Source organism: Exiguobacterium sp. s149, from assembly GCF_018618395.1.
GTDB classification, from domain to species: domain Bacteria; phylum Bacillota; class Bacilli; order Exiguobacteriales; family Exiguobacteriaceae; genus Exiguobacterium; species Exiguobacterium chiriqhucha.
This window is the reverse complement of the sequence record NZ_JACSLZ010000001.1, coordinates 371,056-397,365: the sequence shown is the minus strand read 5'-3', so window position 1 is coordinate 397,365 and position 26,310 is coordinate 371,056. Positions and strand designations below refer to the sequence as shown.

The window sequence follows — 26,310 nt, the reverse complement described above, 5'->3', positions numbered from 1 at the left end:
AGGGGGAGTATCCAGATGGAACAATTACAAACACGCATCGCGATTGTGGATGACCATGAGCTGTTTCGAGAAGGCTTGAAACGGATTTTTGATTTAGAGGACGAGTTCACGGTCGTCGCCGAAGGGCGCACCGGGATCGAGGCGATTCGCATCGCCGCGGACCACAAGCCGGAAATCTTGATTATCGACATCAACATGCCTGAATTGAACGGGATTGAGGCGACGAAGCAGTTGTCCGTGCTCTCACCAGAGACGCGCGTCCTCATCTTGTCGATCCACGACGATGAGTCGTACATCACGCATGCACTCGAAGCCGGGGCATCTGGGTTCTTGCTCAAAGAAGTCGCATCGACCGAGCTGATCTCGGCCGTGCGCTCGGTTGCGAAGGACGGGGCGTACTTGCACCCGAAAGTGACGACGAACGTCTTGAAAGAGTACCGTCGCTTGCTCCAATTCAAAGGCGAACAGGCCGGCCGCAACGTCGAGAGCCGTACCGACGATCCCGTCTACCAATTGCCCTCACGCCGTGAAGTCGAAGTGCTCCACTTGCTCGCTGAGGGCCGCTCGAACCGCGACATCAGCGACATGTTGTTCATCAGCGAGAAGACGGTCAAGAACCACGTCTCGTCAGTGCTCCGCAAGATGGAAGTGAACGACCGGACCCAAGCCGTTGTCGATGCCATCCGTCGCGGGTGGGTCGAGATTTGACCTCGACCGATGCAATACATCGTTTTTATGCTACAATATGGAATGGAATCCACATTCAATTGGAAAATGAAACGATGTAAAGTGAGGATATAGCATGGGAAACATAGCCATTTTGACCGACAGTACCGCCTATTTGCCGGCCGAATTTTGTGAGCGCCACGACGTCCACGTCGCACCGCTCAGCGTGATTTTTGACGGGAAGTCGTTCCGCGAAGCCGTCGATATCACGACCGAGGCTTTTTATGACCGGATCGAGGCAGGGAACTTGCCGACGACGTCCCAGCCGAGCATCGGTGAAACGATTGAACTGATTGAGCGCCTCCCGAACGAGGTGACGGACGTGATCGCGATCACGCTCTCGAGCGGCATCAGTGGGACGTATCAATCGATGATCGCCTTGAACGACATGGTCGACGTCAACGTTCACGCATTCGATTCGGAGATCTCATGTATGCCTCAAGCGTTCCTCGTCGAGGAAGCGATTCATTTGCGCGATGCAGGCGCGTCGGCGCAAGAAATCATGGCCCACCTTGAAAAGATGCGCGAGTTGATTCGGGCGTACTTCGTCGTCGATGACCTCGACCACCTCCAACGGGGCGGCCGACTCAGCGCGGCTCAAGCGCTCGTCGGGTCGTTCCTTCAAATCAAACCGGTGCTTCATTTCCAAGACCGGATGATCGTCCCGTTCGAGAAGATTCGGACGTACAAGAAGGCGGTCCGTCGCATCGAAGAGATGATGGAACAGTCGATTCAAGGCGACGGGACAGGCTACTGTATCGGCATCATCCACGCCAACTGCCCGGAACGTCAGGCCGAGGAAATCGCCTCGATGAAACAGAAGTTTCCGCAGGCGCATGTCACGGGTGCTTATTTCGGACCGGTCATCGGGACACACCTCGGACCAGGCGCGATCGGCATCACGTGGTATCGCCGCGAATGGTAAACAAAAGACGGCCATCCGGTCGTCTTTTTCGATAGAGAGGAGTGAGCCTGTGGCCAAATATCGTCAAATCTATGAGCGCCTCGCCGAGCGGATGAAGACGGGCGAATATGCAGCGGAGTCGAAACTGCCGTCCGAGACCGAGCTCATGCACGAGTATGACGCGAGCCGAGGAACGGTCCGGAAGGCGCTCGATTTGCTCCAAGAGCACGGCTATGTCCGGAAGCATCACGGGAAAGGCGTGTTCGTGCTGCGGCGCGATCAGATCGAGTTCCAGTTCAACGGCATCGTCAGTTTCTCGGAAGTGTATGCTAGCATGCTCGGTCGCTCGATTCAGACATCGGTCGCCTCATTCGAGGACATCGAGGCGCCGGCGTGGCTCGCCGACCGGATGAACTTGACGCCGGGCACACGGATGTATCGGATTGAGCGGGTCCGCAACTTCGATGGCGAGAACGTCATTTTGGATGTGAACTATTTCGTCAAAGACCTCGTACCCGGCCTGACGGAAGAAATCGCTGCGCAATCGATTTACGCCTATGTCGAGCACGAGCTCGGGATGCAAATCAGTTACGCCAAACGGAAGATCGCGGCCGAGGACGTGACCGAGCTCGACCGGTTGCGGCTCGATCTGCACGATTATGAATATGTCATCGTCATCACGAACGACACGTTCCTCTATGAGGGCAGACAGTTCGAATATACCGAGTCCCGCCACCGACTCGACAAGTTTCAGTTCAGCGATGTGGCGCGTCGTTAAGGCTCCTTTTTCGAAAGGAGTCTTTTTTCGTTTTGAATCAAAGCAAGAGGGAACAAAAATACTGAACGCCTGTCACACAGTTGTCACACCTAACTTATATAGATAAGTTGTTGACATGACTTATCTATATAAGTTAAACTTTGTTTGTACTCATAAGTAACCGTTTTCAACAAACGCTTTCAAACAAAGGAGGCCTACAATATGAAGGCAGATTATCGTCAAATCGCCGCGGATATCCTTGAAGCCATCGGGGGCAAGGATAACGTCGACAAAGCGGCACACTGTGTCACGCGTCTCCGTCTTTCGTTGAAAGACCAGTCGCTCGTCAATGAAGCGAAAGTGAAAGAAGCCGATCTCGTCAAAGGGGCATTCGAAAACTCGGGTGTGTACCAGGTCGTCATCGGAGCCGGTGACGTCGAGCGCGTCTACGCCGAGTTCATCAAACTCGCCGGGCTTGAAGCAGCGACGGTCGCCGAGGTCAAATCGTCCGGCGGCAAGAAGATGAACCCGCTCCAGAAACTCGTCAAAGTGTTCTCGGACGTGTTCATGCCGATCATCCCGGCCATCATCGTCGCCGGTCTCTTGATGGGGATTAACAACTTGCTCGCCTCAGAAGGACTGTTCGTCGAAGGCGCGACGCTGATTGAGGAGTATCCGAACCTGCAAGGGTTATGGGACCTCGTCAACATGATGGCGAACACGGCGTTCGTCTTCCTCCCGGCGCTTGTCGGTTGGTCGGCGACGAAACGGTTCGGCGGCAGCGAAGTGCTCGGGATTGTCATGGGTCTCTTGCTCGTCCACCCGGACCTCTTGAACGCATGGGGCTACGGACAAGCGGCGCTTGAAGGCGAAGTTCCGACGTTCAACATCCTCGGCCTGTTCGAAATCGAGAAGGTCGGCTACCAAGGTCAGATTCTTCCGATTTTGGCCGCGGCCTTCATTTTGAGCCACATTGAAATCTTCTTGAAGAAACATGTACCGAACGCAATTCAATTGCTCGTTGTGCCGATCACGACAATCGTCATCACCGGTTTCCTCGCCCTCTCAATCGTCGGACCGCTCACACGCGGCCTCGGTAACGTGATTGCGACGGGAATTGTCAACGTGTTCGAAGCGGTACCGGTCGTCGGGGCACTCCTGTTTGGTCTGCTCTACGCACCGCTCGTCGTCACAGGGATGCACCACTTGTTCCTAGCCATCGACTTGCAGCTCATCGCAGAAACGAACGGGACATTCCTCTGGCCGATGCTCGCTTTGTCGAACATCGCCCAAGGTGCAGCCGCACTCGCGATGTTCCTCGTGTTCAAACACGACGCCAAACAAAAGAGTATGGCTTCGACGTCATCGATCTCGGCATTCTTCGGGATCACCGAGCCGGCCATGTTCGGGGTGAACTTGCCGAACAAGTTCCCATTCTACTCGGCGATGATCGGGTCGGCCGTCGCGGCGGTGTTCATCACATTGAACGACGTCCAGGCGTTCGCTGTCGGGGTCGGGGGTCTTCCTGGATTCCTGTCGATCTTCACCGATAAGATTCTCATCTTCATCATCGGGATGGTCATCGCCCTCGTCATTCCGTTCGTGTTGACGCTCGCGCTGTCGAAACGTTACATGAAAAAAGGCGAGATTGAGAAAAACAAAGTCGCATAAGAAGATCACGGACAAGGGGAGGGACGGAGGTTCTTCCCCTTTTCCTGTACAAATGAAAACTCTTACAAAAGGAGATTACATCTATGACACAACCAAACTGGCGCAAATCTGTCGTCTATCAAATTTATCCAAAAAGCTTCTATAGCCCGGAAGGCAATGCCACCGGCTCCATCAAAGGGGTGACGGCGAAGCTCGATTACTTGGCCGAGCTCGGCATCGAATACATTTGGATGACCCCGGTGTACAAGTCGCCGCAAAACGACAACGGCTATGACGTCAGCGACTACTACGCGATCGATCCATCCTACGGGACGATGGACGACCTCGACGAGCTCATCCGCGAGGCCGAAGCGCGCGGCATCGGGCTCATGATGGACATCGTCGTCAACCACTCCTCGACCGAGCATGAATGGTTCCAGAAGTCGCTCGCCGGTGACGAACGGTATCGCGACTACTACATCTGGCGCGACGAACCGACGAACTGGGAGTCGAAGTTCGGCGGCAACGCCTGGAAATATGACGAGGCGAGCGGCCAGTATTACCTCCACTTGTTCGATGTGACCCAAGCCGATTTGAACTGGGAGAACGAGCAGATGCGTGAGGACGTCTATGAGATGATGCGCTTCTGGCGCGACAAAGGCATCAAAGGGTTCCGCCTCGACGTCATCAACTTGATCTCGAAGCAGCAGGACTTCCCAGAAGACGATTCGGACGGCCGCAAGTTCTATACGGACGGGCCGCGCATCCACGAATATTTGAAAGAGATGAACCGCGAAGTATTCGACGGGCACGACGTCATCACGGTCGGCGAGATGTCGTCGACGACGCTCGAGCATTGCGTCCGTTACTCGAGTCCGGACGAGCGCGAGCTCAGTATGACGTTCAGCTTCCATCATTTGAAAGTCGATTATCCGAACGGCGAGAAGTTCGTCGCCGCACCGTTCGACTTCGTGCAACTGAAAGACATCATGTCGACGTGGCAGGAAGGAATGCACGGCAAGGGCTGGAACGCCATCTTCTGGTGCAACCACGACCAGCCGCGCGTCGTCAGCCGCTTTGGCAACGACACCGACCACCGCGTCGAGAGCGCGAAGATGCTCGCGACGGTGCTCCACGGCCTGCAAGGGACGCCGTACATCTATCAAGGCGAGGAGATCGGGATGACGAACCCGGGCTTCGACTCGCTCGACGAGTATCGCGACATCGAGACGCTCAACGTGTATAAGTTGAAGCGCGAACAGGGCGTGTCGCACGAGGACATGATGGCCGCCATCAAACAAAAGTCGCGTGACAACTCGCGGACGCCGATGCAGTGGGACGCGACGCCGCACGCCGGATTCACGAGCGGGACACCGTGGATTAACGTGGCGCCGAACTATGCGGATGTGAACGTCGAGACGGCACTCGATGACCCGAACTCGGTGTTCTACCACTACAAGAACTTGATCTCGCTCCGCAAAGAGCTCGATGTCTTGACGGACGGGGACTATACGATTCTGACGCCGGACGCGCTCGACGTCTGGGCATACACGCGCAAGACGGAACACGAGGAAGTGCTCGTCGTCGCGAACTTCTATGGACCGGAGACGACATATGAGATTCCGGCCGGTTTCACGCATGCCGACGTCGTCAGTCATAACTATGATGTGCCGCAACTCGACGGGACGACGCTGTCGCTCCGGGCGTATGAGGCGATCATGTTCTATAAACAAAACTGAGTGTTCGGAGGCGTTCCATGTGAGCGCCTCCTTTTAGTTGCCGAGAGGCGGGCTCTCATGGTAGGTTATTCATTAGGCAAGGACACAGTCGTGTGACCTTGTAAATTATTTATATGGAGGTGACCCTCGAGTCTCTCGAGGAACATGTGGACAGGATCTACTCTACACACGTAATGGCTGCCGGTGGCGGTGGCGGAGAAGTGGAAGGCCCGATTTGGGTATTGTTGTTGTTGGTGGCGTTATTGATCGCGCTCACTGCATTTTTTGTCGGATCGGAGTTCGCGGTCGTCAAAGTGCGGATGTCACGACTCGATCAATTGGTGGCGGAAGGGAACAAGTCGGCGATTCTCGCGAAAAAGGTCGCATCTGACCTCGACTATTACTTGTCGGCGTGTCAGCTCGGTATCACGGTGACGGCGCTCGGACTCGGTTTCCTCGGGGAACCGTCGGTCGTGCGATTGCTTACCCCGCTCTTTAACGAGTTCGACATCCCGGCGTCGCTCGCATCGATTATCTCGTTCGCCGTCGCGTTCGCGATCGTGACGTTCTTGCACGTCGTCATCGGGGAACTCGCACCGAAGACGCTCGCGATTCAATATGCGGAACGGATGACGCTCATCTTCGCCCGACCGTTGTTCTGGTTCGGACGGATCATGTTCCCGTTCATCTGGTTATTGAACGGATCGGCACGGATGTTGCTCGGATTGTTCGGCGTCAAACCGGCCGGACATGAGCAAGCGCACTCGGAAGAAGAGTTGAAGATCATCATGGCGCAAAGTTTCCAAAGCGGTGAAATCAACCAGACGGAACTCGCGATGATGCAAAACATCTTCTCGTTCGACCAGCACGTCACGAAAGACGTGATGGTGCCCCGGACGAAAGTCGAGGCGATTGATATTGAAGCGACGCGGGCCGAAGTGCTCGAGACGTTCGCGGACAGTCAATATACCCGTTATCCGATCACTGAGGACGGCGACAAGGATAACTTGATCGGCTACATCAACGTCAAAGAGGTATTGATGGGACTCGCGGTCAGCCCGTCCATCAATCTCTCCACTTATGTGAAAGAGCTTCCGGTCGTGCATGAAATGACGCCTTTGGAAGATACATTGAAACAGATGCGTGAGGCTCGGACCCACATCGCCATCGTCTTGGACGAATACGGCGGGACGGCCGGTCTCATCACGCTCGAAGACTTGCTTGAAGAAATCGTCGGAGAAATCCGTGACGAGTTCGACGAGGACGAGGTCGACCCGATTCATACGGTTGACGACACGACGTATGAAATCGATACGCGCGTCTTGCTTGAAGAACTCGAGGAACGGTTCGGCATCACGTTCGAACGTTCAGAAGGCATCGATACGCTCGGCGGTTGGCTCCAGGTCCACCGCGAGACGCACGAGGTCGGTGACACGCTCGAGTTCGACCGTTACGTCTTGACCGTCATCGAGATGACGGAGAATCACGTGGAGCGGGTGCGACTCGCCTTGCGTGAGACGGCGTCGGAAGACACGGACGAATCATAAACACAGGTGCGCCAGAAATGGCGTGCCTGTTTTTTTTGTCTGCTCATGATGGACGACGAAAAGGTTCAACCGATGGCCGTCGGTTGAACCTTTTGTCAGTCAGTGGATGTGCGGTCCCGGATAATCTCTGCAAGACGCGGTGACGAGATCTCCTCGTACAGGATGCTGCGGACGAAGTAGACCGTCTCGTAGTCGAGGAGGCTGAGGCTGATGGAATGAAACGGGACGTCTTCGGTGTCGAAGAAGCGCTTCGTCGCCGTCAACGAGTCGGCCATCGCCTCAGGCGAGAACGGCCCGTCCGGCAAATCGAGGTGGATGTGGCCATACTCGGCCGCATAGCGGGACACGTCGAGCGTCTCATCGAGCTGAAGGTCTGCGAGCCGGACACCTGGGGGGCTCGTCTGATCGTCTTCCTGAGGGATGTGGCCATGCCCATATGTGACCGCGAACGGGAAACGCCCCGACGTGAACAGACGGTCCGTCAGTTCGAAGTAGGCGTCGTTCAATCGTTGATACGTCTGTTCGCCACTGATGACGTCCTCATACTCATCATGGATGACGTCGCCGGATTTCGTGACGAGGACCGCAAACGTCGTGTCGACGCTCGTGGGCGATGTGAACGTGACGGCATAGCTCGAACCGTACGGGAACATGTATTGCGTGTCCGACACGTCGAGCGTGAGCGCGGGATACGTCGTCGCGACGTAAGCCTCCGCCGCGGTGATGGCCCGCTGTTTCGCTTTGTCGCTCCCGAGCACCTCGTAGGAAAGCCAGAGACCAGCCAGCAGGACGCCGAGCATGCCTAAACCGGTCAAGATATTGTGGATGGGTCGTTTGAACATGACTGTTTCCTCATTTCCAGTAATTGGTCTACTTGGAGTATAGTCGATTGTCTGCTCGTTCACCTCCGTCTACAGCCTGAAATGAGAGGGTGTCTTGCCGTTAACCGTCCACGTTCCATCGACGAACGTGACGTGTGGACGTGATGTTCGTCTGCTAGCGTGTATAGAAAAAGGATTGATGTTATGGGTCAACTCATCGTGACACCCGAAGGAACTCCCGCCATCCGCTTCGGCGTCTGCCAGCGCTGTCTGAGCACGGACACGCGTGCTTATATGTGCCATCACGGACCGTGCCGCTATTGCCGCAACTGCCTCCACCTCGGTCGCGTCTGTCAGTGCGATCGTCTTGCCGAAGCGGAGGTGACGACGTCGGTCGAGCCGACTGACCTCGTCATGCCGTTCCAATTGGGTGCGGACCAACAGCGCGTGAGCGCACAGCTTCTCACTTGGTGGGAGACGAAGACGAGCGGGCTCGTCCATGCCGTCTGCGGGGCGGGGAAGACAGAGATGACGTTCCCTGTCATCGCGCGTGCCGTCAATGACGGGAAGCGCGTCCTCATCGTCTCACCGCGCCGTGACGTCGCCATCGAGTGGGCCGACCGGCTTGAGGCCGCCTTCACCGTCCCGATCACCCGGCGCTACGGCGGTGGGGACAAGGACACAATCGGCATGATCACCGTCGCGACGGCGCCGCTGCTCGTGAACCTCCGACATGTGTTCGATTTTGTGCTCGTCGACGAGTCCGACGCCTTCCCGTTCGCCTTCGACCTCGCGCTCTGGTGGACGCTCCGCCGGGCCGGGAAAGGATTGTTTTTATTCGTGACGGCGACGCCGACCGTCTGGCAGCGTCAGTTCCCGACGGTGCATCTGTCCCGGCGCTATCACGGCCATGACTTGCCCGTGCCCCGGCTCATCCGTGAGAAGGAATCCGCCATCCTCGACTTCTGTCGCCGGTACGAGGCGGCACCGCGTCTGTTGTTCGTCCCGACGAAACCGGACCTCGTCCGTTACGGGGAACTGCTCGCGGCGAACGGGTTCGCCTACCAGGCCGTCTCGGCCGATACGGATGAGCGGACCGACGTGCTCGAGTGGCTCGAATCGACGAACGGAATCGTGCTCGCGACATCGATTTGGGAGCGGGGCATGACCGTCACCGGGGTTCACGTCGCCGTCCTCGACAGCAGTCACGCCTTGTTCTCGTCGCGCGCCCTCATTCAGATGGCTGGCCGGGCCGGGCGCAAACCGACCGCACCGACCGGCGACGTCGTCTTTTTTTACGACGAGCGCACGTTTCGCCAAGACAAAGCCATCCGTGAGATTGAGGAGGCGAACCGGCGATGAACTGCCTCGTCTGCCGAAAACCGTTCACCGTCCCGTGGAGCCCGGCGACGCTGTTGAAGCGGGATTGGGCCTGTCCAGACTGTGAGAAGATGTTGACACCGCTCGTCGCGGGTTGTCCGCGCTGCGGGCATCCGACCGAGGACGGAGCGACGTGCGGCGATTGCGTCCGTTGGCTCGCCCTTGACCTCGACTTGACCGTCCGTTCGCTCTACGCCTATGACGAGGCGGGCGCGAATTGGCTCCATCGTTATAAGTTCGGCGGCGACGTCGTCTTGGCGCACCAACTGCGCGACGTATTACGCGCGGTGCGGGAACCGGGTGTCGTCTACGTCCCGATCCCGCTCAGTGAGGAGCGGTTACGGACGCGGCGTTTCAATCAGGCGGAGCTGCTCGCAAGGATGATCGGACCGACGGAGCAGGTGCTCGTCAAATCCGAGGTTTCGAGTCAGCGTGAACTTGGGAAAGAAGAAAGGCGGCACCGTACGAATCCGTTCGCTGTACAGCAGTTGCCGCGCCGTGGCAAAATTGTCCTCGTCGACGACGTCTATACGACGGGGACGACGCTCCATCAGGCGGCGCTCACCTTGCGCCGGGCCGGGGCGGAACAAGTTTCTGCCGTTTGCCTGTTCCGGACGCTAAACAAATCAAAAATGCGTCCGATATAAAGGGCAGAGGTGAATGACTGTGGAAGCAACAACTTGTCAAACGTGCGGACGGCTGTTCATGAAACAAAGCCGCTCGCCATACTGCCCATCCTGCGCGGAAGTCGATTTCCAAAACTTCTTGAAAGTCCGGGACTTCATCCGCGAACCCGCCAACAAACAGACGACAATCGGAGCCCTCGTCGAAGCGACAGGCGTCTCCGAACTTGATATCACGCGATATATCCATGAAGGACGCCTGATCATCAAGGACAACCCGTCACTGAACATCGCCTGCGTGCGTTGCGGCAATCCGACGAACCAAGGAAAGGTATGCGCGGGCTGTCAGAGCGACATGCAGCAAGAACTGAAAGGGCTACAAACCAGCGTCACGAAACAGAGCGTTCGCGCTTATCGTTTGGATTAACAACTGAGAAGAGGGGGGACACGCATGCGCATCGATTCTGCAAAGTGGGTACACTTACCGAACACTTATGAGAAGAAAACGCAACCTGAGACGAAGCCCGAGCTGACACGCCAAACGGACCAACTATCGATATCGGCCGAAGCCCGCGCCCGGTTTGAAGAACCGGTGAAACACCCGGAGCGCCTGGAGAAAATCAACGCCTTGAAGGCAGAGATTAACGCCGGGACGTATTCACGGGACGCGCGCGACATCGCCAAACGCTTTCTACAAGGATGAATGAAAGCGGGGTCCGAGGGAGACCTTCGCATAAATAAGATGGCACGGAAGCTGACTAAACAAGGGACACCCTTTCTTTAGTCGGCTCTTTTTTTGGACAAAGGAGAGACTTATGCTCACATTACATACACGCTTGCTCGAACTGGCTTATGACAAAGAACGGCTGCTCGTCAACGGCGACATGCCTGCTTTCAGCGCGCTCGTCAAGGAAGAGGCGACGCTCGTCCGACAAATCAAACAAAAAGAAGCGGAACGACTTCAAGGAACGCTCGTTTTGGACGATGAAGAGAAGGAAGCGTTACGACCGGTTCTCTTCGAGCTGAAACGGCAGAATGAATTGAACGCCGTCCTGCTCGAACAGTCGCTCCGGTATATCGAATGGCATTTGGACATGCTCATGCCAGAGGCAGATGATTTCACGTACGGTCAACAGGCGCTCGAGACGCGCTCGTTCAGCCGGGATGTATAAGGAGGAAGTTTGATGGGCTCAACATTTATGGGATTAGAAACGGCGCGCCGCAGTTTAACGACGCACCAATGGGCGCTCCAGGCGACAGGGAACAACGTCGCCAACGCCTCGAACCCGGGCTACTCGCGTCAACGCTTGTCACTCGGCATGACCGAACAACTCAGCGTCAACTTCGGGGGAACGAAGGCCGGGCAGTTCGGGACTGGTGTACGCGGTGAGACGCTCGCCCGAATCCGCGATTTGATGATTGACCAGCAATACCGCGACGAGTCGGTGAAGAACGCCTACTACGCGACGAAAGAGGCGGCGTTCGGTCGGATGGAGGATATCGTTAACGAGCCTTCCGAGACAGGACTCGCCAAATCGCTCGACTTGTTCTGGGCCTCGCTCCAAGACTTGTCGGTCAACCCGGATGATGCCGGCGCACGTAGTGTCGTTCGCCAACGGGCGATGACGCTCGCGGAGACGTTCAACTACATGTCGTCCTCGCTCCAAAAAGTGCAGGCCGACCTCGCCTCAGAAGGTGACGTCGTCGTCAAGAAAGTGAACGACTTGATGACGAAAATCAGTCAGGTCAACCGTCAAATCGGGGATGCGGAGCCACTCGGCGTGCTTCCGAATGAACTGTATGACGAACGTGACCGCTATATGGACGAGCTCGCCCAATACATGGACTTCACACGCGTCCCGGTCGACTATACGAACGGGGAGTCGCGCGGTAACTCACAAAAAGTCGCTGAGGGCCGCATCGACATCATCGTCTCGATCAATGGCGTCGACCACAAACTCGTCGACGGCATCAACGGCACGGTCGGATCGTTCGACGGTCTCGATATGACCGATGCGAGCGGGACCGACGTGGCCCTCACGCACGCCACGATGCCGAACGGCAAATGGAAAGCGCTCGTCGAGATGTACGGCACGGATACGCCAGAGTCAGGTAGCGTGAACGGCGTCTACGCGACGATGCTGAAAGACTTGGACGAGATGGCCGGCAAGTTCGCCTCGGCGTTCAACACCGCCCATAGCACAAACATGGACGCCAAAGGCAACGCCGGAACGGCGAATTTCTTCGAAGGGACGGCGAGCGCTGCGACAATCAAAGTGAGCGACGCCGTCATGAACAACCTCGACTTGATCGCCGCTTCTAAAGACGGCAATATCGGGGACGGTAGCGGTGCCCTCGCCTTGGCAAACTTGAAGTCGGCCACGCTCAGCTTCGACGGGTCGGTCCAGACGGACACGTCGATCGGCAAATACTATCAGAACGTCATCGGCAACATGGCCGTCGCCGCCGACCAGAGCGGACGCCTCGCCAAGAGCACGTTCGCGCTCATGGCGAGCTCGGACCAGCGCCGCCAAGCGGTGAGCGCCGTGTCGCTCGACGAGGAGATGACGATGATGATTCAATATCAACACGCCTATAACGCGGCGGCCCGCAACATCACGGCCGTCGACGAGATGCTCGACAAAATCATCAACGGCATGGGTGTCGTAGGGAGGTAATGCTTGATGCGAGTCACACAGACGATGCTCACACAGACGAACTTGAAACATTTATCGAGCAGTTATAACAAGCTCGCCCAAGTCCAGGAACAGCTCATCAGCGGGAAACGGATTCAGAAGGCGTCCGAGGACCCGGTCGTCGCTATGCAGGGCATGCGCTATCGGACCGAGGTGCGCGAGGTCGACCAGTTCCGCCGCAACGTCAGCGAGGCGACGAGCTGGATGGACTTGACTGATTCGACGTTGAACGAAGTAACGGAAGCCGTCAAACGGATTCGTGAATTGACGACACAGGCGGCCAACGATACGTACGAGTCGTCGCAGCGTCAAATCATCCAGAGTGAGGTCAATCAGTTGATTGAACATCTCGGCTCGCTCGCGAACGCGAAGTCGGGCGAGAAATATATCTACAACGGCACGAAGACGGACCAGCCGCTCGTCGATATGGACGCCTTGAAGGCGTTCCTTGCCGACCCGAACGGGGACGTCAACAGCATCTACCCAGGCGGGGCACCTGCCGCGAGCGGGAAAGTCGCCTTCGAAGTATCGAAAGGCATCACCGTTCAAGTGAACATGCAGCCGGAGACGGTGTTCGGGAGCGATGTGTTCGCTGGACTCCACGACCTCGTCTCGAAATTGGCCGACCCGAACACATCTGGGGAAGTGCTCTCGAACGAGCTCGCTGACCTCGATGTCATTGCCCAAAACTTGATTACGGAGCGGGCCGAGCTCGGGGCGCGTGCCAACCGGTTAGAACTCGTCGATAACCGTCTGCAAGAACATGAGATTATCGCCAAGACGATCATGTCCGATAACGAGGACATCGACATCGAAAAAGTCATCATGGAGCTCAAGTCTCACGAGACGGTGCACCGGGCCGCGCTATCGGCCGGAGCCCGGATCATCCAACCGACGCTCCTCGACTTCCTCCGGTAAGCGATGGATATCGCCCGGCTTGAGATGCGGCAAGGGAGGGCCGATGTGTCGATGACGCAAGGCAAGGTCGAGATGACCCAACAGACGAGACAAGGCACCCTCGAAGTCGACTCGTCGGTCGCGCGCAGTGAAAGCAACTTGAAGGCAGCACTCGAGCTCGGCCGCCACTTCGGTCAGCTCGGGGAGCAGGCAGCCCGAGAAGCGACATCGAGCACGGCCCGGGACGGGGACCGGCTCATGCGCATCGAGAACGGCAACCCGATTGCCGCGATGGCCGCGGAGAAGACGAGCGCCCCATACCCGGTCGTCGACATGGACTTCATGCCGAAGTCGCTCGACCGCGTGAAGTTGACGTATACGCCGGCGGATGTCAAAATCGAGTGGAACCTGACGCCGGCACAGATTGATGTATCACTCACCCCGGCCGACATCTCGTTCACGCCATGGACGACGGACATCTCGCTCCGTCAACAGGCATCGCTCGAGATGTGGCCGGTCGGTGGCATGTATGATGAGACGCGTTGAAAGTGAGGATAACCCATGTTCATTGAGACAGACTATTTTGGCAAGATCGAAGTAAATGAAGACGAGACGATCTCGTTCGTCAGCGAGATTCCCGGGTTCCCGGAGTCGAAGACGTTCGCCCTCATCCCGTACGGCGACGAGCTCCCGTTCTGGTCGCTCCAGTCGCTCGAGGACCCGGCCTGCGCCTTCGTCGTGACGAACCCGTTCTGGCACAAGTCGGACTATGCGTTCGAGTTGACCGACGGCGCGAAAGAGCAGCTCGGCATCGATGAGGCGGAACACGTCTCGGTGTATGCCATCGTGACGCTCCGCGAACCGTTCGACGCCTCGACGCTCAACTTGAAGGCCCCAATCGTCATCGAGACGAAAGAGCGCCGCGGGAAGCAAGTCATCTTGGATGACGTCTACCCGGCCCGGTTCCCGCTCGGCGGTCAGAAAGAAGAGGTGCGCTGATGCTCGTATTGAAACGAAAACAAGGCGAGGCCATCCATATCGGGGACGATGTGACGCTCACCGTGCTCGCCATCGAAGGCGACCAGGTCAAGCTCGGCATCGACGCCCCGCGCCATATCGACATCCATCGTCATGAGGTGTACGTCCAGATGCAGGCCGAGAACGAATCGGCCCGCGACAGCGCCAACTTGATGAAACAGATGATGCAAAACAAGTCGGAAGCGTGAGCTTCCGGCTTTTTAGCTGTCCTAAAATTTGGATAGGGTGACATGCGTCACTTTTGTACGATAGGATAGGAGGAAAGAAATGGCGGGAGAGGACAAGGCTTGGGTCAAGTCATCAACATCTTTTTCATCAATGCCAGTATCATCTATCTCGTTTTATCACTGGCCCTGTATCTCATGCGCCAGCTGTTGCCGATTCAGGCAGGTTCTCCTTATGCGGTCCGCATCTGGTTTGGTCTCGCCATGGGGCTCGCGGCCGTACTGTTGACGGTCAACTCGTTTCAAGTCGGAGAGGCAAGAGTCGACCTCCGGATTATCCCGCTCGCGCTCTCAGGCGCCTATGCCGGACCGGTCGGAGTCGCCGTCACGATGGGGTTGACTCTTCTCGGTCGCTTCGGTCTCGACGGCATGACCGACCAATTCATCCGCTCGTTCGGCACGCTCGGCTTGTTCTTCGTGTTGTCGCTCGTGTTAAATCGACTGGTGATGCGACGCGGTCACTTGTATTCGGCCTATCTCGTGTTCGGGGCCGTGCTCGTCTTGTTTCGAATTGCTGGCAACGTCCCGATTCAGGCGTTCACGACCGTGTTCTTGCCGTATTTCGTCATGACGTTCCTCGGTGGCTGGATGTGTTACTGGGTCGCGAAACAGATTGAGACGCACCTGCGCATGTTCCGGCTGCACGCGCAGCGGGCGACGATTGACGAGCTGACGGGTCTCCCGAACCGCTATATGACGCTCGAACGTTTGAACGAGGTCGAGATGTCTGGTCTCCCTTGGGCGCTGTTCGTCATCGATGTCGACCGGTTCAAGCAGTTGAACGATACATATGGTCATCGAGCCGGTGACGCAGCGCTTCACCACATCGGTCAAACGTTACAGGCGAACTGTCCGCCGGACGGCTTCGTCGGGCGCTACGGCGGGGAAGAGTTTCTGATGGTGCTCGAGGATGCCGGTGACGTCCGGTTGATCGCGGACGATATCGTCAAGGTCATCCGCGACACCCCGTTCTCGTTTGAAGGGATGCACATCCCGATGACGGTTTCGCTCGGGGCATCGCTCGCCGGGGCCGAGCCGGGCACGGTCGTGTTCGAAAGGGCCGACGCCGCCCTTTACGCGGCGAAGACGAGCGGGCGCGATCAAGCAAAAATCGGATAAACAAAAAATCGGTCCCGGGGGGCCGATTTTTTTAGTGGATATTTTTCTTTTTGAACTGGCCGCCCCGGACGTCATGGATATTGCCGATGGCGAGGAACGCCTTCTCGTCATAGTCGTCGAGGATGTCTTTCAGTTTCGTCTCTTCAAGTCGGCTGATGACGGTGAAGACGACCTTCTTGCCGTCGCCGGTGTAGGCGCCTTCCCCGTGCAAATACGTCACACCCCGGCCGAGTCGGTCCATGATGGCTTGACCGACGTCATCGGGTGAGGTGGTGATGATCCACGCGGCCTTCGACTGATCGATTCCTTCGAGCACGATATCGATCGTCTTGAAGGCGATGAAATACGTGAGGAGCGAGTACATGGCCCGGTCCCAGCTGAAGATGAACCCGGCCATTCCGAGGATGAAGATGTTGAAGAACATGACGATCTCACCGACGGAGAACGGCAACCGGTCCGTGAACGATACGGCCAAAATCTCGGTCCCGTCGAGCGACCCACCGGCCCGGATGACGAGCCCGACCCCGGCGCCGAGCAAGAAGCCGCCGAACACGGTCGACAACAGCAAATCGTCAGTGAACGGCTCGACCGAATGGAGCAAGATCGTGAAGCCGGACATGAGCGTAATCGCCAACAACGTGACGACGGCGAACGTCTTCCCGATTTGGCGATAGCCGAAGAAGATGAACGGGATGTTGAACAAGACGAGCCAGATGGCGAGCTTCGTGTCGGTCAAATATGACGTGATGATCGAGACGCCGACGATGCCGCCGTCGATGATCTGGTTCGGGACGAGGAATGCCTCGAGCCCGACCGCGAAGATGAAGGCGCCGAGCAACAGGAGCAGCCCCTTGGCGAGAAGCTCGGTCGGTTTGATCGGGTTATGGACACGTTTCAAGCGGAGCACTTCCTCCGGAGTCGGGGAAGGCATCGGTGGACGCTGCATCGGGGGTCACTCCCTTTTTCTTTTTAGTATAGCAAACCTCACACGGGATGAAGCAGAAGCGGCAGAGAATCTGACACAAGTTTTTCATCGACACCGAAGATGTTATTCTACTATTTTTTTATGTTAGACTAGGAAAGTTAAAACAAAAAGGAGGACGTTACTCATGAAACGTGACAATCGAGCCTGGCTCATGGGCTTTCAAATCATCATGAACATCATCGGCGGGATGATCGCGGCGTACGGCCTCGAGTCGGTGTTGATCCCGAACAGCGTATCGGACGGGGGCATCACTGGGATCAGCATCGTCGTCTCCCAACTCACGGGTCTCCCGCTCGGCGTGTTCCTCGGGATTCTCAATATCCCGTTCGTCTATCTCGGCTATAAGCAGATCGGGAAGAGCTTCGCCATCCTGTCGGTCACCGGCATCGCCTCGCTATCGGTCGGGACGCTCATCATGCACCACGTCCCGACGATTATCGATGGGGACACGCTGCTCGTCACCGTCGTCGGGGGGATCATCCTCGGGCTCGGGATGGGGCTATCGCTCCGGAACGGGGGCGCCCTCGACGGCATCGACATGCTGGCCGTCCTGTTATCACGGAAGTTGCCGTTCGGGACGAGCGACTTGATTCTCTTCTTGAACGTGTTCGTCTTCATCGTCGTCTCGACGGTGTTCGGCCTGCAAGGAGCGGTGCTGTCGGCCATCGCCTACTTCATCGCCTCGAAAGTGATTCATATCGTTGAGGAGGGACTGAGCGGTGCGAAGACGTTCAAGATCATCACGGGCGCGCCTGAGGTCATGGTCGAGACGATTCGCGACCGGCTCGGTCGGAGCACGACGCTCAACCAGATTCAAGGTGCGTACTCAAAAGAGTGCTATTACGAGATCACGTGCGTCATCAACCGGCTTGAGGAGCGGAAGATGAAAGAGATCATCAACCAGGTCGACCCCGAGGCGTTCGTCGTCGTGTACGAGGTGTCCGAGGTCAAAGGCGGGAATTTCCGAAAACGCGATATCCATTGATTCACATCGAGCAGCCGCGGCTGCTTGATTTTTTTTGTAGAAGCAGGGAAATGCGGGACGGATAGGGAACAAGTGGGGATTCAGAAAGGAGAGACCGTATGCGTCCGCTGTTATTAGGTGTACTCGCCGCCTTGTTTTTCGCGAGCACGTTCGTCTTGAATGAATCGATGCAGGTCGGCGGAGGCAGTTGGGCGTATAGCGCCTCGCTCCGCTTCCTGTTCATGATCCCGCTGCTCATGGTCGTCGTGGCCGTCCGGGGTAGCATGACCCGGGTGCGCCACGCCATCGTCGACGAGCCGTGGCCGTGGCTCGTCTGGGGGACGGTCGGCTTCGGTCTGTTTTACGTCCCGATCTGTCTCGCCGCCGAGGTTGCCCCGCCTTGGCTCATCGCCGGCACGTGGCAAGTGACGATCATCGCCGGGGCTTTGTTGTCACCGCTGTTCCGTAGGAGTGACGGGACGCGAGAGCGGATTCCGTGGACGGCGCTCCGCTTCTCGGGATTGATTCTGTTCGGCGTCGTCTTGATGCAAGTCGAGTTCCTCGCCGACTTCGAGCCGCGTTTTCTATGGATTGGGGTGGTGCCGGTATTGATTGCCGCGTTCGCCTATCCGCTCGGCAACCGGAAGATGATGGCCCACACCGACCTTGACGTGTTCGAACGCATCCTCGGCATGTGCATCGGCTCACTCCCGGTCTGGCTCCTGTTGTTCGGCTACGGGCTGACGACGGGGGCACCTACGAACTCTCAACTGACGCAGACGCTTCTCGTCGCCCTGTTATCGGGCGTCGTCGCGACAGTGCTCTTCTTCAAGGCGACCGACCTCGTCAAGCACGATATGGGGAGACTGGCCACGGTCGAGGCGACCCAGGCGCTCGAGGTGCTGTTCGCGCTCATCGGCGAGTTGATTTTCCTGCAGGCGCATCTGCCGTCCGGACTGTCGCTCGTCGGCATCTCGCTCGTCATGGTCGGGGTCGTGTTGCATAGTCGTAGCCAATTCAACGTAAAGGAGACTGTCGTACCAGTGACGAATCGATATGACAAGGAGGGATGAACATCTCCTATGGATTGATCGGAAAACTGACCGCCGTACCAGGTGAGCGCGAGACGCTGCTCGCGATTTTGCTCGAGGCGGCGACGGCGATGGAACGAGAGCCGACGTGCGAAACATACCGGGTGAACGTCTCGCTCGACGATGAGTCGATTGTCGTCTATGAGGTATGGGCAAGTAACGAGGCGCATCAACAATCGCTGTCGCTCGAGACGACGCAGACGTTGATTGGGAAGGCACGGCCGATTCTGGCCAATATCGAGCGCTTGGCGGTGTTCGAGCCGCGGGACGGTCATTAAAAAAATCCACGTCCGTGGACGTGGATGAAAGGTCATGCTTTCGTCAAGCTGCCTTTGACTTGCTCATAAAACTCGTCCATCATCCCAGTCCGGCTACCGAGCTGGCAGATGAGTTCGAGCGTCTCTTTATAGAACTTTTTGACGAGTCCCTTGTTTTTGATGTTGTCCATCGACGCCATCGTCTTGTCGAGGTTTTGGAGAATCTCTTCAATCTGGTCGTCCGAGTCCGGTTTGACGACTGTCATATTGTCCGGGATTTTGACGACTTTGTCTTGCTCCTGATGACGGAACGACGCGCCGAAGCCAAGGTTCTCGATGAACAAGTGCGGCATCACTTTCTGACCGAAGAACTGCTTATGCCATTCTGTCGCTTTCATCGTGTCCATGTCCTGTTTGAACGTGGACGCCGTCGAGACGTACTTTTTGAATAGGTCGGTCATGAACTTCTCGATGACCGGGATTTGAAGGGCGAAGACGTTCTTTAAGAGCGCGTCGAGCTGTGCACGTGACAATTGTTGTTCATTTGACATGTCAGTTCCTCTTTTCTATAATGCGATACTTTTATCGTATGGGATTGCGGAACGTGCGTCAACGCATCCCCAAACATTTTTTCAGAATATTTAATGATTTAGGGTCATTTTGTGCGATAATCATCTCATGGCAAGACAAAAGAGGAGTGAATCCATATGAACAAAACAATGAAATGGGCGGTCGCGCTCGGCGTGACGGGTGCCCTCGTCGCAACGGTCGGTGTCGTCTCGTCCCGGGGACGGACGGACGATACGACGCAGACGATCCGTGACCGTGAGCTCGGATACGAGATCATCCTCCCGTCGAAAATCGTCGAGGCAATCGAGCGTGGGGACGTCTATATCGAGAAGGCGCAGGACGTCGTCGATGTCGGCGACAAGAACAGCTACGGCACGTTCGACCTTTACTATAACGTCGAGGATGGCGACGACCAGTTGTTGTTCCATTTGGACTTGATTGACCGTGAACTATCGGAAGAGGCGTTCGCCCAGGAAGTTGGCTACGGCAACTACCTCGGTGCGAGCGACAAGACGTTCTTCTGGGTCGAACCGACCGAGGCCGTCCCAGGTGCCGAGGCGCACACGGACGAGATCGCCGAATTGCTCGAGACGCTCCCGGAGCTCGAATTCCGGACGTTATGAGTCCGCCCGCTACGGCGGGCTTTTTCGGTTATGCTACAATATGACGTGAGGTGATTTCATGAATTGGACAGTAGAAGAAGTGAGACAGGCAGAACAGGTTGGCGCGCTCGAGGCAGCGGTCAATGCATACGACAAGATTGACGTGAAACTCGGGCACGTGGCGGTCGGCCAGAACGACTACGCCGTCTATGAGGGTGACACGCTCGTCGGCTATATGATGCTCTTCCCGTATCTCCCGAACGAGTATGAAGTGAACGCGCTCGTGCATCCGGACTACCGGAAACAAGGAGTCTTCACGGCGCTGTTGGAGGCGGCGAAGCAGGACGCGAAACAGAACGGCTGTGAGGCGTTTACGTTCGTCATCGACCGAAAGTCGAAGGACGGCAAGGCGGTCATCGACCATCTCGGCGCGGCGTACCAGTTCTCGGAATACAACTTGGTTCTCAAAAAAGCCGAGCTGTTCTTGAAACCAACTGAGGTATCGCTCCGCGAGGCGACGGAAGCGGACCGTTCGCTCATCATCGAGACGCTCAGTGAGGCGTTCGGCGACCCGCTCGACGTGACGGAGAACATCTATCAACAGATTGACACGCCGGACCGGGTCACGTACATCGGCGAGGTCGACGGTCGTCCTGTCGGAATCATTCGTGCTCTTCTTTCGGGTGAAGATGCCGGCAGCATCCATGCGTTCGGCGTCAAGGCGGACGAGCAAGGCAAGGGCTACGGCACGAAGATGTTGAAGCAGATGGTCCAGCAACTGTTCCGCATGGGCCGGACGAAGCTCGAGCTCGACGTCGAGACGGAGAACAAGGCCGCGCTCGAGATTTACAAGCGGGCCGGATTTGCGGAAAACGGCGGCTATGAGTTCTATCTATTAGAACTGTGAGGTGAGATAAATGGTTCGGAATTTGAAATGGCTCGGGGCCGCCTTTGAGGCGTTTCTCGGCATCCCAGCACTCGGTGGGCTGTTCATCATCAGCATGGGCTACACACCGCTCGGGTTCATGCTCGTGTTCCATATCATCTTGCTCGTCTTATCGGTGTCGCGGCTGAAACGAATATCAGTCGGGGCAATCGTCGGCATCACAGCTTCGGTACTCGGGGTCATCCCGTTCCTTGGCATGATATTGCACTGGGTGGCCGCAACCGCTCTCGCGATTGACGCGCTCATGACACCGCGTGAACAAATGTACATGACAAAAGAAGACGATCGTTTTTAAAGTGAACGCTCTCGGAGACGAGAGCGTTTTTTCATTGACCAAAACTTCAACTGAAAACGCTATACAAAACCTGAAATTCGGACGATATAGTAGGTGATGAATTACACAGAGGAGGAACTCATAGTGAAGCTATTCAAAAACTTTACGACCCAACTGCTCGCATGGATTTTGGTCACATCCTTTATCACGGGCGGAGCGGTCGGCTGGATCACGCTCTTGCTGCTCACCGAGCTTGAGATGGCGAAAGGACAGGTCATGCTCGTCGGGACAGCCGTGGCCTTACTAATCTCAGGTTTAGGTGGAGCTGTCATTTACTTGATTGCCCGCCGTCCGCTCAAGGCCATCGAATTGGCTTCGGACAAGGCAGTCGAGGTCGGAAACGGTGACTTGACAGTCGTATTTGCGGACGAGACGACGACAGACCGTTCGGAAATGGGCCGTCTGCTTCTGTCGATGGACAATATGGTCGGACACCTTCGTGAACAAGGGACGAACATGCGCTATACGGCGGACCAGCTCACCGGTTCGGCGCAAGAGATTGCGGCAGCGGTCCAAGAAGGGAACGTCGCCGGTGAGAATATCCGTCAAGCGATGGATGCCTTGAACAAAATGCTCGAAGACAACGTCAACGCGACGTACAGCTCGATGGACCTGCTCGGTGCTGTCGCTCGGACGATGGAGAACATCCGTAATGAGATGGGATCGGCTTTGAATTCGGCAAATGAGATGCAACAAGAAGCGGAGAGCGGCAAAGGCCTCGCCTCGTCGTCGGTCGATGCGATGCATGCGATTGCCGGCAAGGTCGAGCAATCATCGACACTCAACAGCAAGTTGACGGAAATGACAGGCGAGATCTCGCGCATTACGGACGTCATCAGCGATATCTCGGCGCAGACGAACTTGCTCGCCTTGAACGCGTCGATTGAAGCGGCCCGGGCCGGCGAACATGGACGCGGCTTCGCAGTCGTCGCGGCCGAGGTCAAAAAGCTCGCCGAACAGACGGCGAACTCGACGCAAGAGATCACGGATTTGATTGTTGACGTCAAACGTTTGGTTGGCGACACGTCGTCATCGATGGCGAACGTGAAAGCGGAAGTGGAGACGGGCGTCGGCCTCGTCGAGAAGGCGGGCGGTGCGTTCGCATCGATCCACAACTCGGCGAACGAAGTGTACAGCCACGTCCATTCGGTCGATGCGCTCTTAGATGAGTCGCGTGGCCAGATCGACTCGGTCGTCACAAACTCGGCCGGCATCGCCGGCATGGTCGAAGAGGCGTCACGCTACGCGACGGAAGTCACGTCAGCGGCGAGCCAACAGGCGGCGAGTCTCGGTGAAGTGAACGGCGCGATGACGGAGCTCGTTCGTGTCGCGGAGAGTTTGCAGAATGAGACGGAACAAGTGAAGGTGTCGAACGTATAACGTGAAATGAGGAGGATTATCTGATTCGAGATAATGCTCCTCATTTTTTATTTGTCGGGTTAGAGTTAGAACAAAAAAGAAGGAGACCGTTATGGCTCCTTCTAGCGTCTGAATGAAATTAATAAATAAAGCGTGGAATATCGAATTCGACAGTGTATTCTTCAAGCAACTTGTAAATCTCATGGATTTTGAACGTTTGCTTGTATGCCCACTCGATATCGGTCGCATATTGATATGTTCCAGGTTTATCTGGATTGAAGCGCATCTTGTACAACGTGTTTTGTTTACGTGTGTTGTTGACGTAACGGTTGCTGATCCATTGACCGCCACCTTTGATGGCTTCGGCAGGTGTGAACCACCCGTTGTCGAAGGCGTATTTTGCACCCCCTGCTGTCGGGTTGGCATCTGTTGCGCCGATTCCATACATGTTATAGACAAGTTTGTAACGTGTGCTCGTCGATGTGCTTAACTTCCCGGTCTGGTCGACCCAAACTCCTGAAGCGAGGGTAGAAGTTCCGTTCCCCGTCTCAAGGAAAGCATGTGACATGAGATAAATCTCGTTGATGTTATATGACTTGCCCGCATCGATAAAGGCTTGCGCCTGACCAGACAAAATTCCTTTTCCTTGAAGTGCTTTGTTTAAAATCGTAGCTGAAACGTTGGCAGACTTCGAGAGGTCCAAGTATTGGAACGATTCACGTGGTGAATCAAGGGCAGCTTCGAACTTCACGAGACGTGGATCGACTTGGTTCAAAATATCAGACTCCGTCGCTAAGCGCCATGTGTTATCGAAGACACGTTCCGATTCGCCGGTCTTCCGCTTGTACGAGATCAAATAGAAGTTGTCTTTCTCACCGAGGACGTTGACGACACTGTTCATGTTAAGGATGCCATATACGTGCGAGTTCGTCGTCGCATCCGCCCGGACATTCAAGGCGTTTGCCGAGACTTTGCCAGTTTGAGTTCCTTCAATCAATTGGATAAACTCTTTTGATACAAAAGCGGCAGTCCCGCGGTATTTATCGGTTTGAGCATTGACGTTCTTTTGGATTTGAACCATGTCGGTCAACTTCAAATCATAGTCGCTGTAGTTCAAAACAACGTTTTTTGTACCAGGTACGGTCTCTGGTACAGTCGGACCAGTATATGGTTTGATATACGAACTATGCACGTATGCTGGTACCAATTTCCCATTCAGTTCAAATTCGATTTGAACCCACGAATCGTTGATTTTCTTGATTACTCCGATGATTTGATTGTGAAGTACCGTACCAATTTGGGTTGAACCTGCATCTGGCGCAGTCCGAACGTTCAATCTTGGCATTGCAGTGACGACAGCCTCATAAGCAATCGTATAGTCTTGCTCGGTTTCAACCGGTGTGCTCGGTGCGACAGGGGCCTTCTCGGTCAAATATTTCTTTGAGACGAAACCGACTTTATTCTCGTACTTGATTTTGTACCAATCACCGTGTGCCGATACGAACTCGACTTTTTTATTGGGCAATAAAGTCACAATGACTTTTCCGCTTAACGAGTTCGAGGCACGCAAATTCAAGTTCGCAGTCGTGTAATAATACTTTTTCGCAGCTGGCGTGACCGGCTTTGCCGGAGCTGGTTTGACTGCTGTCAAATAGCTGCTTGCAACATAGCCGGTTTTTCCGTTGTAAGTGACACGCATCCAATCACCAGACTTCGAGACATAAGTCACTTCTTTGTTTTTTGGAATCGTGAGAAGGATTTTACCAGACCATGATGCCGCACTGCGCAAGTTGAGGTTTTCTTTTGTTTTATAAGTGACCTTATTCGAAGGAGCGGCAGCTGGTGGCTTAGGCGCTGGTTTCGCAGGGGTCACCGTTTTCGTAGTCACTGAAATGTACGTGGCAGACACGAAACCGGTTTTCAATCCGTACTTGACTTTGTACCAATTTCCAGACTTCGAAATGTATTGAACTTCTTTGTTTTTTGGAATGGTGACAAGCACTTTTCCTTTTGTCGAGGCCGTGCTACGCAAGTTCAAATTTTCTTTGGTCTTATACACTTTTGTCTGCGCCGATGTGGCAGCAGGAGGTTTCGGTGCAGGCGGTTTTGGCGCAGCAGGCTTGATAGGAGCTGGACTGACGGTTTTATTCGTCACTTTGATATAGCTAGCAGACACAAAACCAGTTTTGGAGCCATATTTCACCTTAATCCAATTGCCAGACTTCGCGATGTATTGGACTTCCTTGTTTTTCGGAATCGTAACGAGTACTTTGCCTTTCGTCGAGGCCGTGCTACGTAAATTCAAATTCACGGTTGTGGCATACACTTGTTTCGTCGTGCTAGATGAAGCGTTGTTTTTTGTGACTGTAGTAGGCTTCGGTGCAGCCGCGGTAGCATTTTTGACGACTGTGTTTTGTACCTTGACGTATTTGGCTGCGACATACCCAGTCTTTGATCCGTACTTTACGCGATACCAAGTTCCTGTTTTTGAAAGGTATTGCACCTCTTTATTCTTAGGGATGGTGACAAGGACTCGCGCTTTCAGGCTGGCCGATTGACGCAAATTCAAGTTATCGGTGACAGTATATGTCTGCTTGACCTTACTTGTCGGTGCAGGTGTTACTGTTGTCATTTTTAAATAGGCGGAAGAAACGTAGCGTTTCGCCCCTTTATAGTTAATCTCAGCCCAAGACCCTTTGACGTTCAATACAGAGACTTTGTTTCCTTTTGTCAACTTTCCAACGATTGGAGATGATGTAGAGGAAGATTGTCGAACATTTAAGATAGATGTATCGACAGTAGCTGTTTTCGATGCGGCATTTACGTCTTGAGTATACATCGTGGCAAACAGCACACCGGATAAAAAGATGGCTGTACTCAAGCGTTTACTTCGTTTGTTCAATGGTTTCCCTCCCTGGTTTCCCTTTGTTCTAGATATGGCTCGAACCAAGTATAGAGAAAATTGGCAAAGGATTGAAAGGAAATATTTCAAAAATAGGTAAACGATTCAAGAGACTCATAAAATGTATGATTTTATAAAAAATTCTGGCTAATAAATGTGAGGTGAAGATTTCGGGATTTTTTAGAGAGGATAATGGATGT

The 26,310-nt window shown here is 55.3% G+C and carries 28 protein-coding genes; 24 read left to right on the top strand and 4 right to left on the bottom strand.

The genetic code is table 11. The annotated features are described in order from the left end of the window. The first annotated feature begins 15 nt into the window (after positions 1 to 15). From KNP81_RS02005 to KNP81_RS01980, 6 genes are all read left to right on the top strand, one after another. Positions 16 to 708 (top strand): response regulator transcription factor, encoded by a 693-nt coding sequence (locus KNP81_RS02005; protein WP_214717883.1) that lies wholly within the window; start codon positions 16 to 18, stop codon positions 706 to 708. Positions 709 to 802: 94 nt separating this feature from the next. Then, complete coding sequence (locus KNP81_RS02000) at positions 803 to 1,651, top strand: DegV family protein (RefSeq protein ID WP_214717881.1); 849 nt, start codon at positions 803 to 805, stop codon at positions 1,649 to 1,651. A gap of 91 nt (positions 1,652 to 1,742) precedes the next feature. Then, positions 1,743 to 2,408, top strand: coding sequence for a trehalose operon repressor (gene treR / locus KNP81_RS01995; protein WP_251130253.1), 666 nt, complete (start codon positions 1,743 to 1,745; stop codon positions 2,406 to 2,408). Between the two features lie 201 nt (positions 2,409 to 2,609). Next, on the top strand, positions 2,610 to 4,058 hold the full coding sequence (gene treP / locus KNP81_RS01990) for a PTS system trehalose-specific EIIBC component (RefSeq protein ID WP_214717876.1): 1,449 nt from the start codon (positions 2,610 to 2,612) through the stop codon (positions 4,056 to 4,058). Between the two features lie 83 nt (positions 4,059 to 4,141). Next, the gene (gene treC, locus KNP81_RS01985) at positions 4,142 to 5,776 is read left to right on the top strand and encodes an alpha,alpha-phosphotrehalase (protein ID WP_214717870.1); all 1,635 of its coding nucleotides are present in this window, start codon (positions 4,142 to 4,144) and stop codon (positions 5,774 to 5,776) included. A gap of 173 nt (positions 5,777 to 5,949) precedes the next feature. Beyond that, positions 5,950 to 7,302 carry a hemolysin family protein gene (locus KNP81_RS01980; RefSeq protein WP_251128823.1) on the top strand — a complete coding sequence of 451 codons (1,353 nt, stop codon included), beginning with the start codon at positions 5,950 to 5,952 and terminating at the stop codon, positions 7,300 to 7,302. Between the two features lie 95 nt (positions 7,303 to 7,397). On the opposite strand, the gene KNP81_RS01975 is transcribed toward KNP81_RS01980, so the two are convergent. Then, a complete protein-coding gene (locus tag KNP81_RS01975) occupies positions 7,398 to 8,144 on the bottom strand; it encodes a hypothetical protein (protein ID WP_214717868.1) in 747 nt (248 codons plus the stop codon). A 183-nt stretch (positions 8,145 to 8,327) separates the two neighbouring features. On the opposite strand from KNP81_RS01975, the gene KNP81_RS01970 reads away from it, so the two are divergent. The 11 genes from KNP81_RS01970 to KNP81_RS01920 all read left to right on the top strand — a co-directional run bounded on the left by KNP81_RS01970 (position 8,328) and on the right by KNP81_RS01920 (position 16,100). Then, complete coding sequence (locus KNP81_RS01970; RefSeq protein WP_214717866.1) at positions 8,328 to 9,485, top strand: helicase-related protein; 1,158 nt, start codon at positions 8,328 to 8,330, stop codon at positions 9,483 to 9,485. After that, on the top strand, positions 9,482 to 10,150 hold the full coding sequence (locus KNP81_RS01965) for a ComFC family protein (protein WP_214717864.1): 669 nt from the start codon (positions 9,482 to 9,484) through the stop codon (positions 10,148 to 10,150). The genes KNP81_RS01970 and KNP81_RS01965 overlap by 4 nt, the downstream gene beginning before the upstream one ends. Before the next feature lie 19 nt (positions 10,151 to 10,169). Further along, the gene (locus KNP81_RS01960; protein ID WP_353048066.1) at positions 10,170 to 10,553 is read left to right on the top strand and encodes a flagellar protein; all 384 of its coding nucleotides are present in this window, start codon (positions 10,170 to 10,172) and stop codon (positions 10,551 to 10,553) included. 24 nt (positions 10,554 to 10,577) lie between these two features. Next, positions 10,578 to 10,829 carry a flagellar biosynthesis anti-sigma factor FlgM gene (locus KNP81_RS01955; RefSeq protein WP_021066556.1) on the top strand — a complete coding sequence of 84 codons (252 nt, stop codon included), beginning with the start codon at positions 10,578 to 10,580 and terminating at the stop codon, positions 10,827 to 10,829. A gap of 112 nt (positions 10,830 to 10,941) precedes the next feature. Further along, positions 10,942 to 11,298: a flagellar export chaperone FlgN gene (gene flgN / locus KNP81_RS01950; RefSeq protein WP_214717862.1), complete on the top strand. Its 357-nt coding sequence runs from the start codon at positions 10,942 to 10,944 to the stop codon at positions 11,296 to 11,298. A gap of 12 nt (positions 11,299 to 11,310) precedes the next feature. Beyond that, positions 11,311 to 12,804 carry a flagellar hook-associated protein FlgK gene (gene flgK / locus KNP81_RS01945; RefSeq protein ID WP_214717860.1) on the top strand — a complete coding sequence of 498 codons (1,494 nt, stop codon included), beginning with the start codon at positions 11,311 to 11,313 and terminating at the stop codon, positions 12,802 to 12,804. A 6-nt stretch (positions 12,805 to 12,810) separates the two neighbouring features. Then, positions 12,811 to 13,740, top strand: a complete 930-nt coding sequence (flgL, locus tag KNP81_RS01940; protein WP_214717857.1) for a flagellar hook-associated protein FlgL — start codon at positions 12,811 to 12,813, stop codon at positions 13,738 to 13,740. 3 nt (positions 13,741 to 13,743) lie between these two features. After that, positions 13,744 to 14,265, top strand: a complete 522-nt coding sequence (locus KNP81_RS01935) for a DUF6470 family protein (protein WP_353048065.1) — start codon at positions 13,744 to 13,746, stop codon at positions 14,263 to 14,265. Positions 14,266 to 14,280: 15 nt separating this feature from the next. After that, positions 14,281 to 14,718 (top strand): flagellar assembly protein FliW, encoded by a 438-nt coding sequence (gene fliW / locus KNP81_RS01930; RefSeq protein WP_214717854.1) that lies wholly within the window; start codon positions 14,281 to 14,283, stop codon positions 14,716 to 14,718. Beyond that, entirely contained in the window at positions 14,718 to 14,945 is a 228-nt protein-coding gene (gene csrA / locus KNP81_RS01925) for a carbon storage regulator CsrA (protein ID WP_021066562.1), read from the top strand. Before fliW ends, csrA begins: the two co-directional genes overlap by 1 nt. A gap of 99 nt (positions 14,946 to 15,044) precedes the next feature. Continuing rightward, positions 15,045 to 16,100, top strand: a complete 1,056-nt coding sequence (locus KNP81_RS01920; RefSeq protein ID WP_251130226.1) for a GGDEF domain-containing protein — start codon at positions 15,045 to 15,047, stop codon at positions 16,098 to 16,100. Between the two features lie 31 nt (positions 16,101 to 16,131). On the opposite strand, the gene KNP81_RS01915 is transcribed toward KNP81_RS01920, so the two are convergent. After that, positions 16,132 to 17,046 (bottom strand): YitT family protein, encoded by a 915-nt coding sequence (locus KNP81_RS01915; RefSeq protein ID WP_214707187.1) that lies wholly within the window; start codon positions 17,044 to 17,046, stop codon positions 16,132 to 16,134. A 163-nt stretch (positions 17,047 to 17,209) separates the two neighbouring features. Between KNP81_RS01915 and KNP81_RS01910 the strand changes: the two genes are divergently transcribed. From KNP81_RS01910 to KNP81_RS01900, 3 genes are all read left to right on the top strand, one after another. Beyond that, entirely contained in the window at positions 17,210 to 18,070 is an 861-nt protein-coding gene (locus KNP81_RS01910) for a YitT family protein (RefSeq protein WP_214717851.1), read from the top strand. Between the two features lie 98 nt (positions 18,071 to 18,168). Next, positions 18,169 to 19,122 (top strand): DMT family transporter, encoded by a 954-nt coding sequence (locus KNP81_RS01905; RefSeq protein WP_214717849.1) that lies wholly within the window; start codon positions 18,169 to 18,171, stop codon positions 19,120 to 19,122. Further along, positions 19,119 to 19,418: a putative quinol monooxygenase gene (locus tag KNP81_RS01900; RefSeq protein ID WP_214717847.1), complete on the top strand. Its 300-nt coding sequence runs from the start codon at positions 19,119 to 19,121 to the stop codon at positions 19,416 to 19,418. The genes KNP81_RS01905 and KNP81_RS01900 overlap by 4 nt, the downstream gene beginning before the upstream one ends. A 32-nt stretch (positions 19,419 to 19,450) precedes the next feature. Here the strand turns inward: KNP81_RS01900 and KNP81_RS01895 are convergent, their stop codons facing one another. Further along, positions 19,451 to 19,948, bottom strand: coding sequence for a hypothetical protein (locus KNP81_RS01895; protein ID WP_138859046.1), 498 nt, complete (start codon positions 19,946 to 19,948; stop codon positions 19,451 to 19,453). Positions 19,949 to 20,104: 156 nt separating this feature from the next. Between KNP81_RS01895 and KNP81_RS01890 the strand changes: the two genes are divergently transcribed. The 4 genes from KNP81_RS01890 to KNP81_RS01875 all read left to right on the top strand — a co-directional run bounded on the left by KNP81_RS01890 (position 20,105) and on the right by KNP81_RS01875 (position 23,229). Continuing rightward, positions 20,105 to 20,590 carry a hypothetical protein gene (locus KNP81_RS01890; RefSeq protein WP_021066569.1) on the top strand — a complete coding sequence of 162 codons (486 nt, stop codon included), beginning with the start codon at positions 20,105 to 20,107 and terminating at the stop codon, positions 20,588 to 20,590. 58 nt (positions 20,591 to 20,648) lie between these two features. After that, positions 20,649 to 21,476 carry a GNAT family N-acetyltransferase gene (locus tag KNP81_RS01885; RefSeq protein ID WP_214717845.1) on the top strand — a complete coding sequence of 276 codons (828 nt, stop codon included), beginning with the start codon at positions 20,649 to 20,651 and terminating at the stop codon, positions 21,474 to 21,476. Positions 21,477 to 21,486: 10 nt separating this feature from the next. Next, positions 21,487 to 21,810 carry a hypothetical protein gene (locus tag KNP81_RS01880; protein WP_214717843.1) on the top strand — a complete coding sequence of 108 codons (324 nt, stop codon included), beginning with the start codon at positions 21,487 to 21,489 and terminating at the stop codon, positions 21,808 to 21,810. A 123-nt stretch (positions 21,811 to 21,933) separates the two neighbouring features. Continuing rightward, positions 21,934 to 23,229, top strand: a complete 1,296-nt coding sequence (locus tag KNP81_RS01875) for a methyl-accepting chemotaxis protein (RefSeq protein WP_214717841.1) — start codon at positions 21,934 to 21,936, stop codon at positions 23,227 to 23,229. Between the two features lie 118 nt (positions 23,230 to 23,347). Here the strand turns inward: KNP81_RS01875 and KNP81_RS01870 are convergent, their stop codons facing one another. Beyond that, complete coding sequence (locus tag KNP81_RS01870) at positions 23,348 to 26,110, bottom strand: SH3 domain-containing protein (RefSeq protein WP_214717834.1); 2,763 nt, start codon at positions 26,108 to 26,110, stop codon at positions 23,348 to 23,350. Positions 26,111 to 26,310 lie beyond the last annotated feature (200 nt).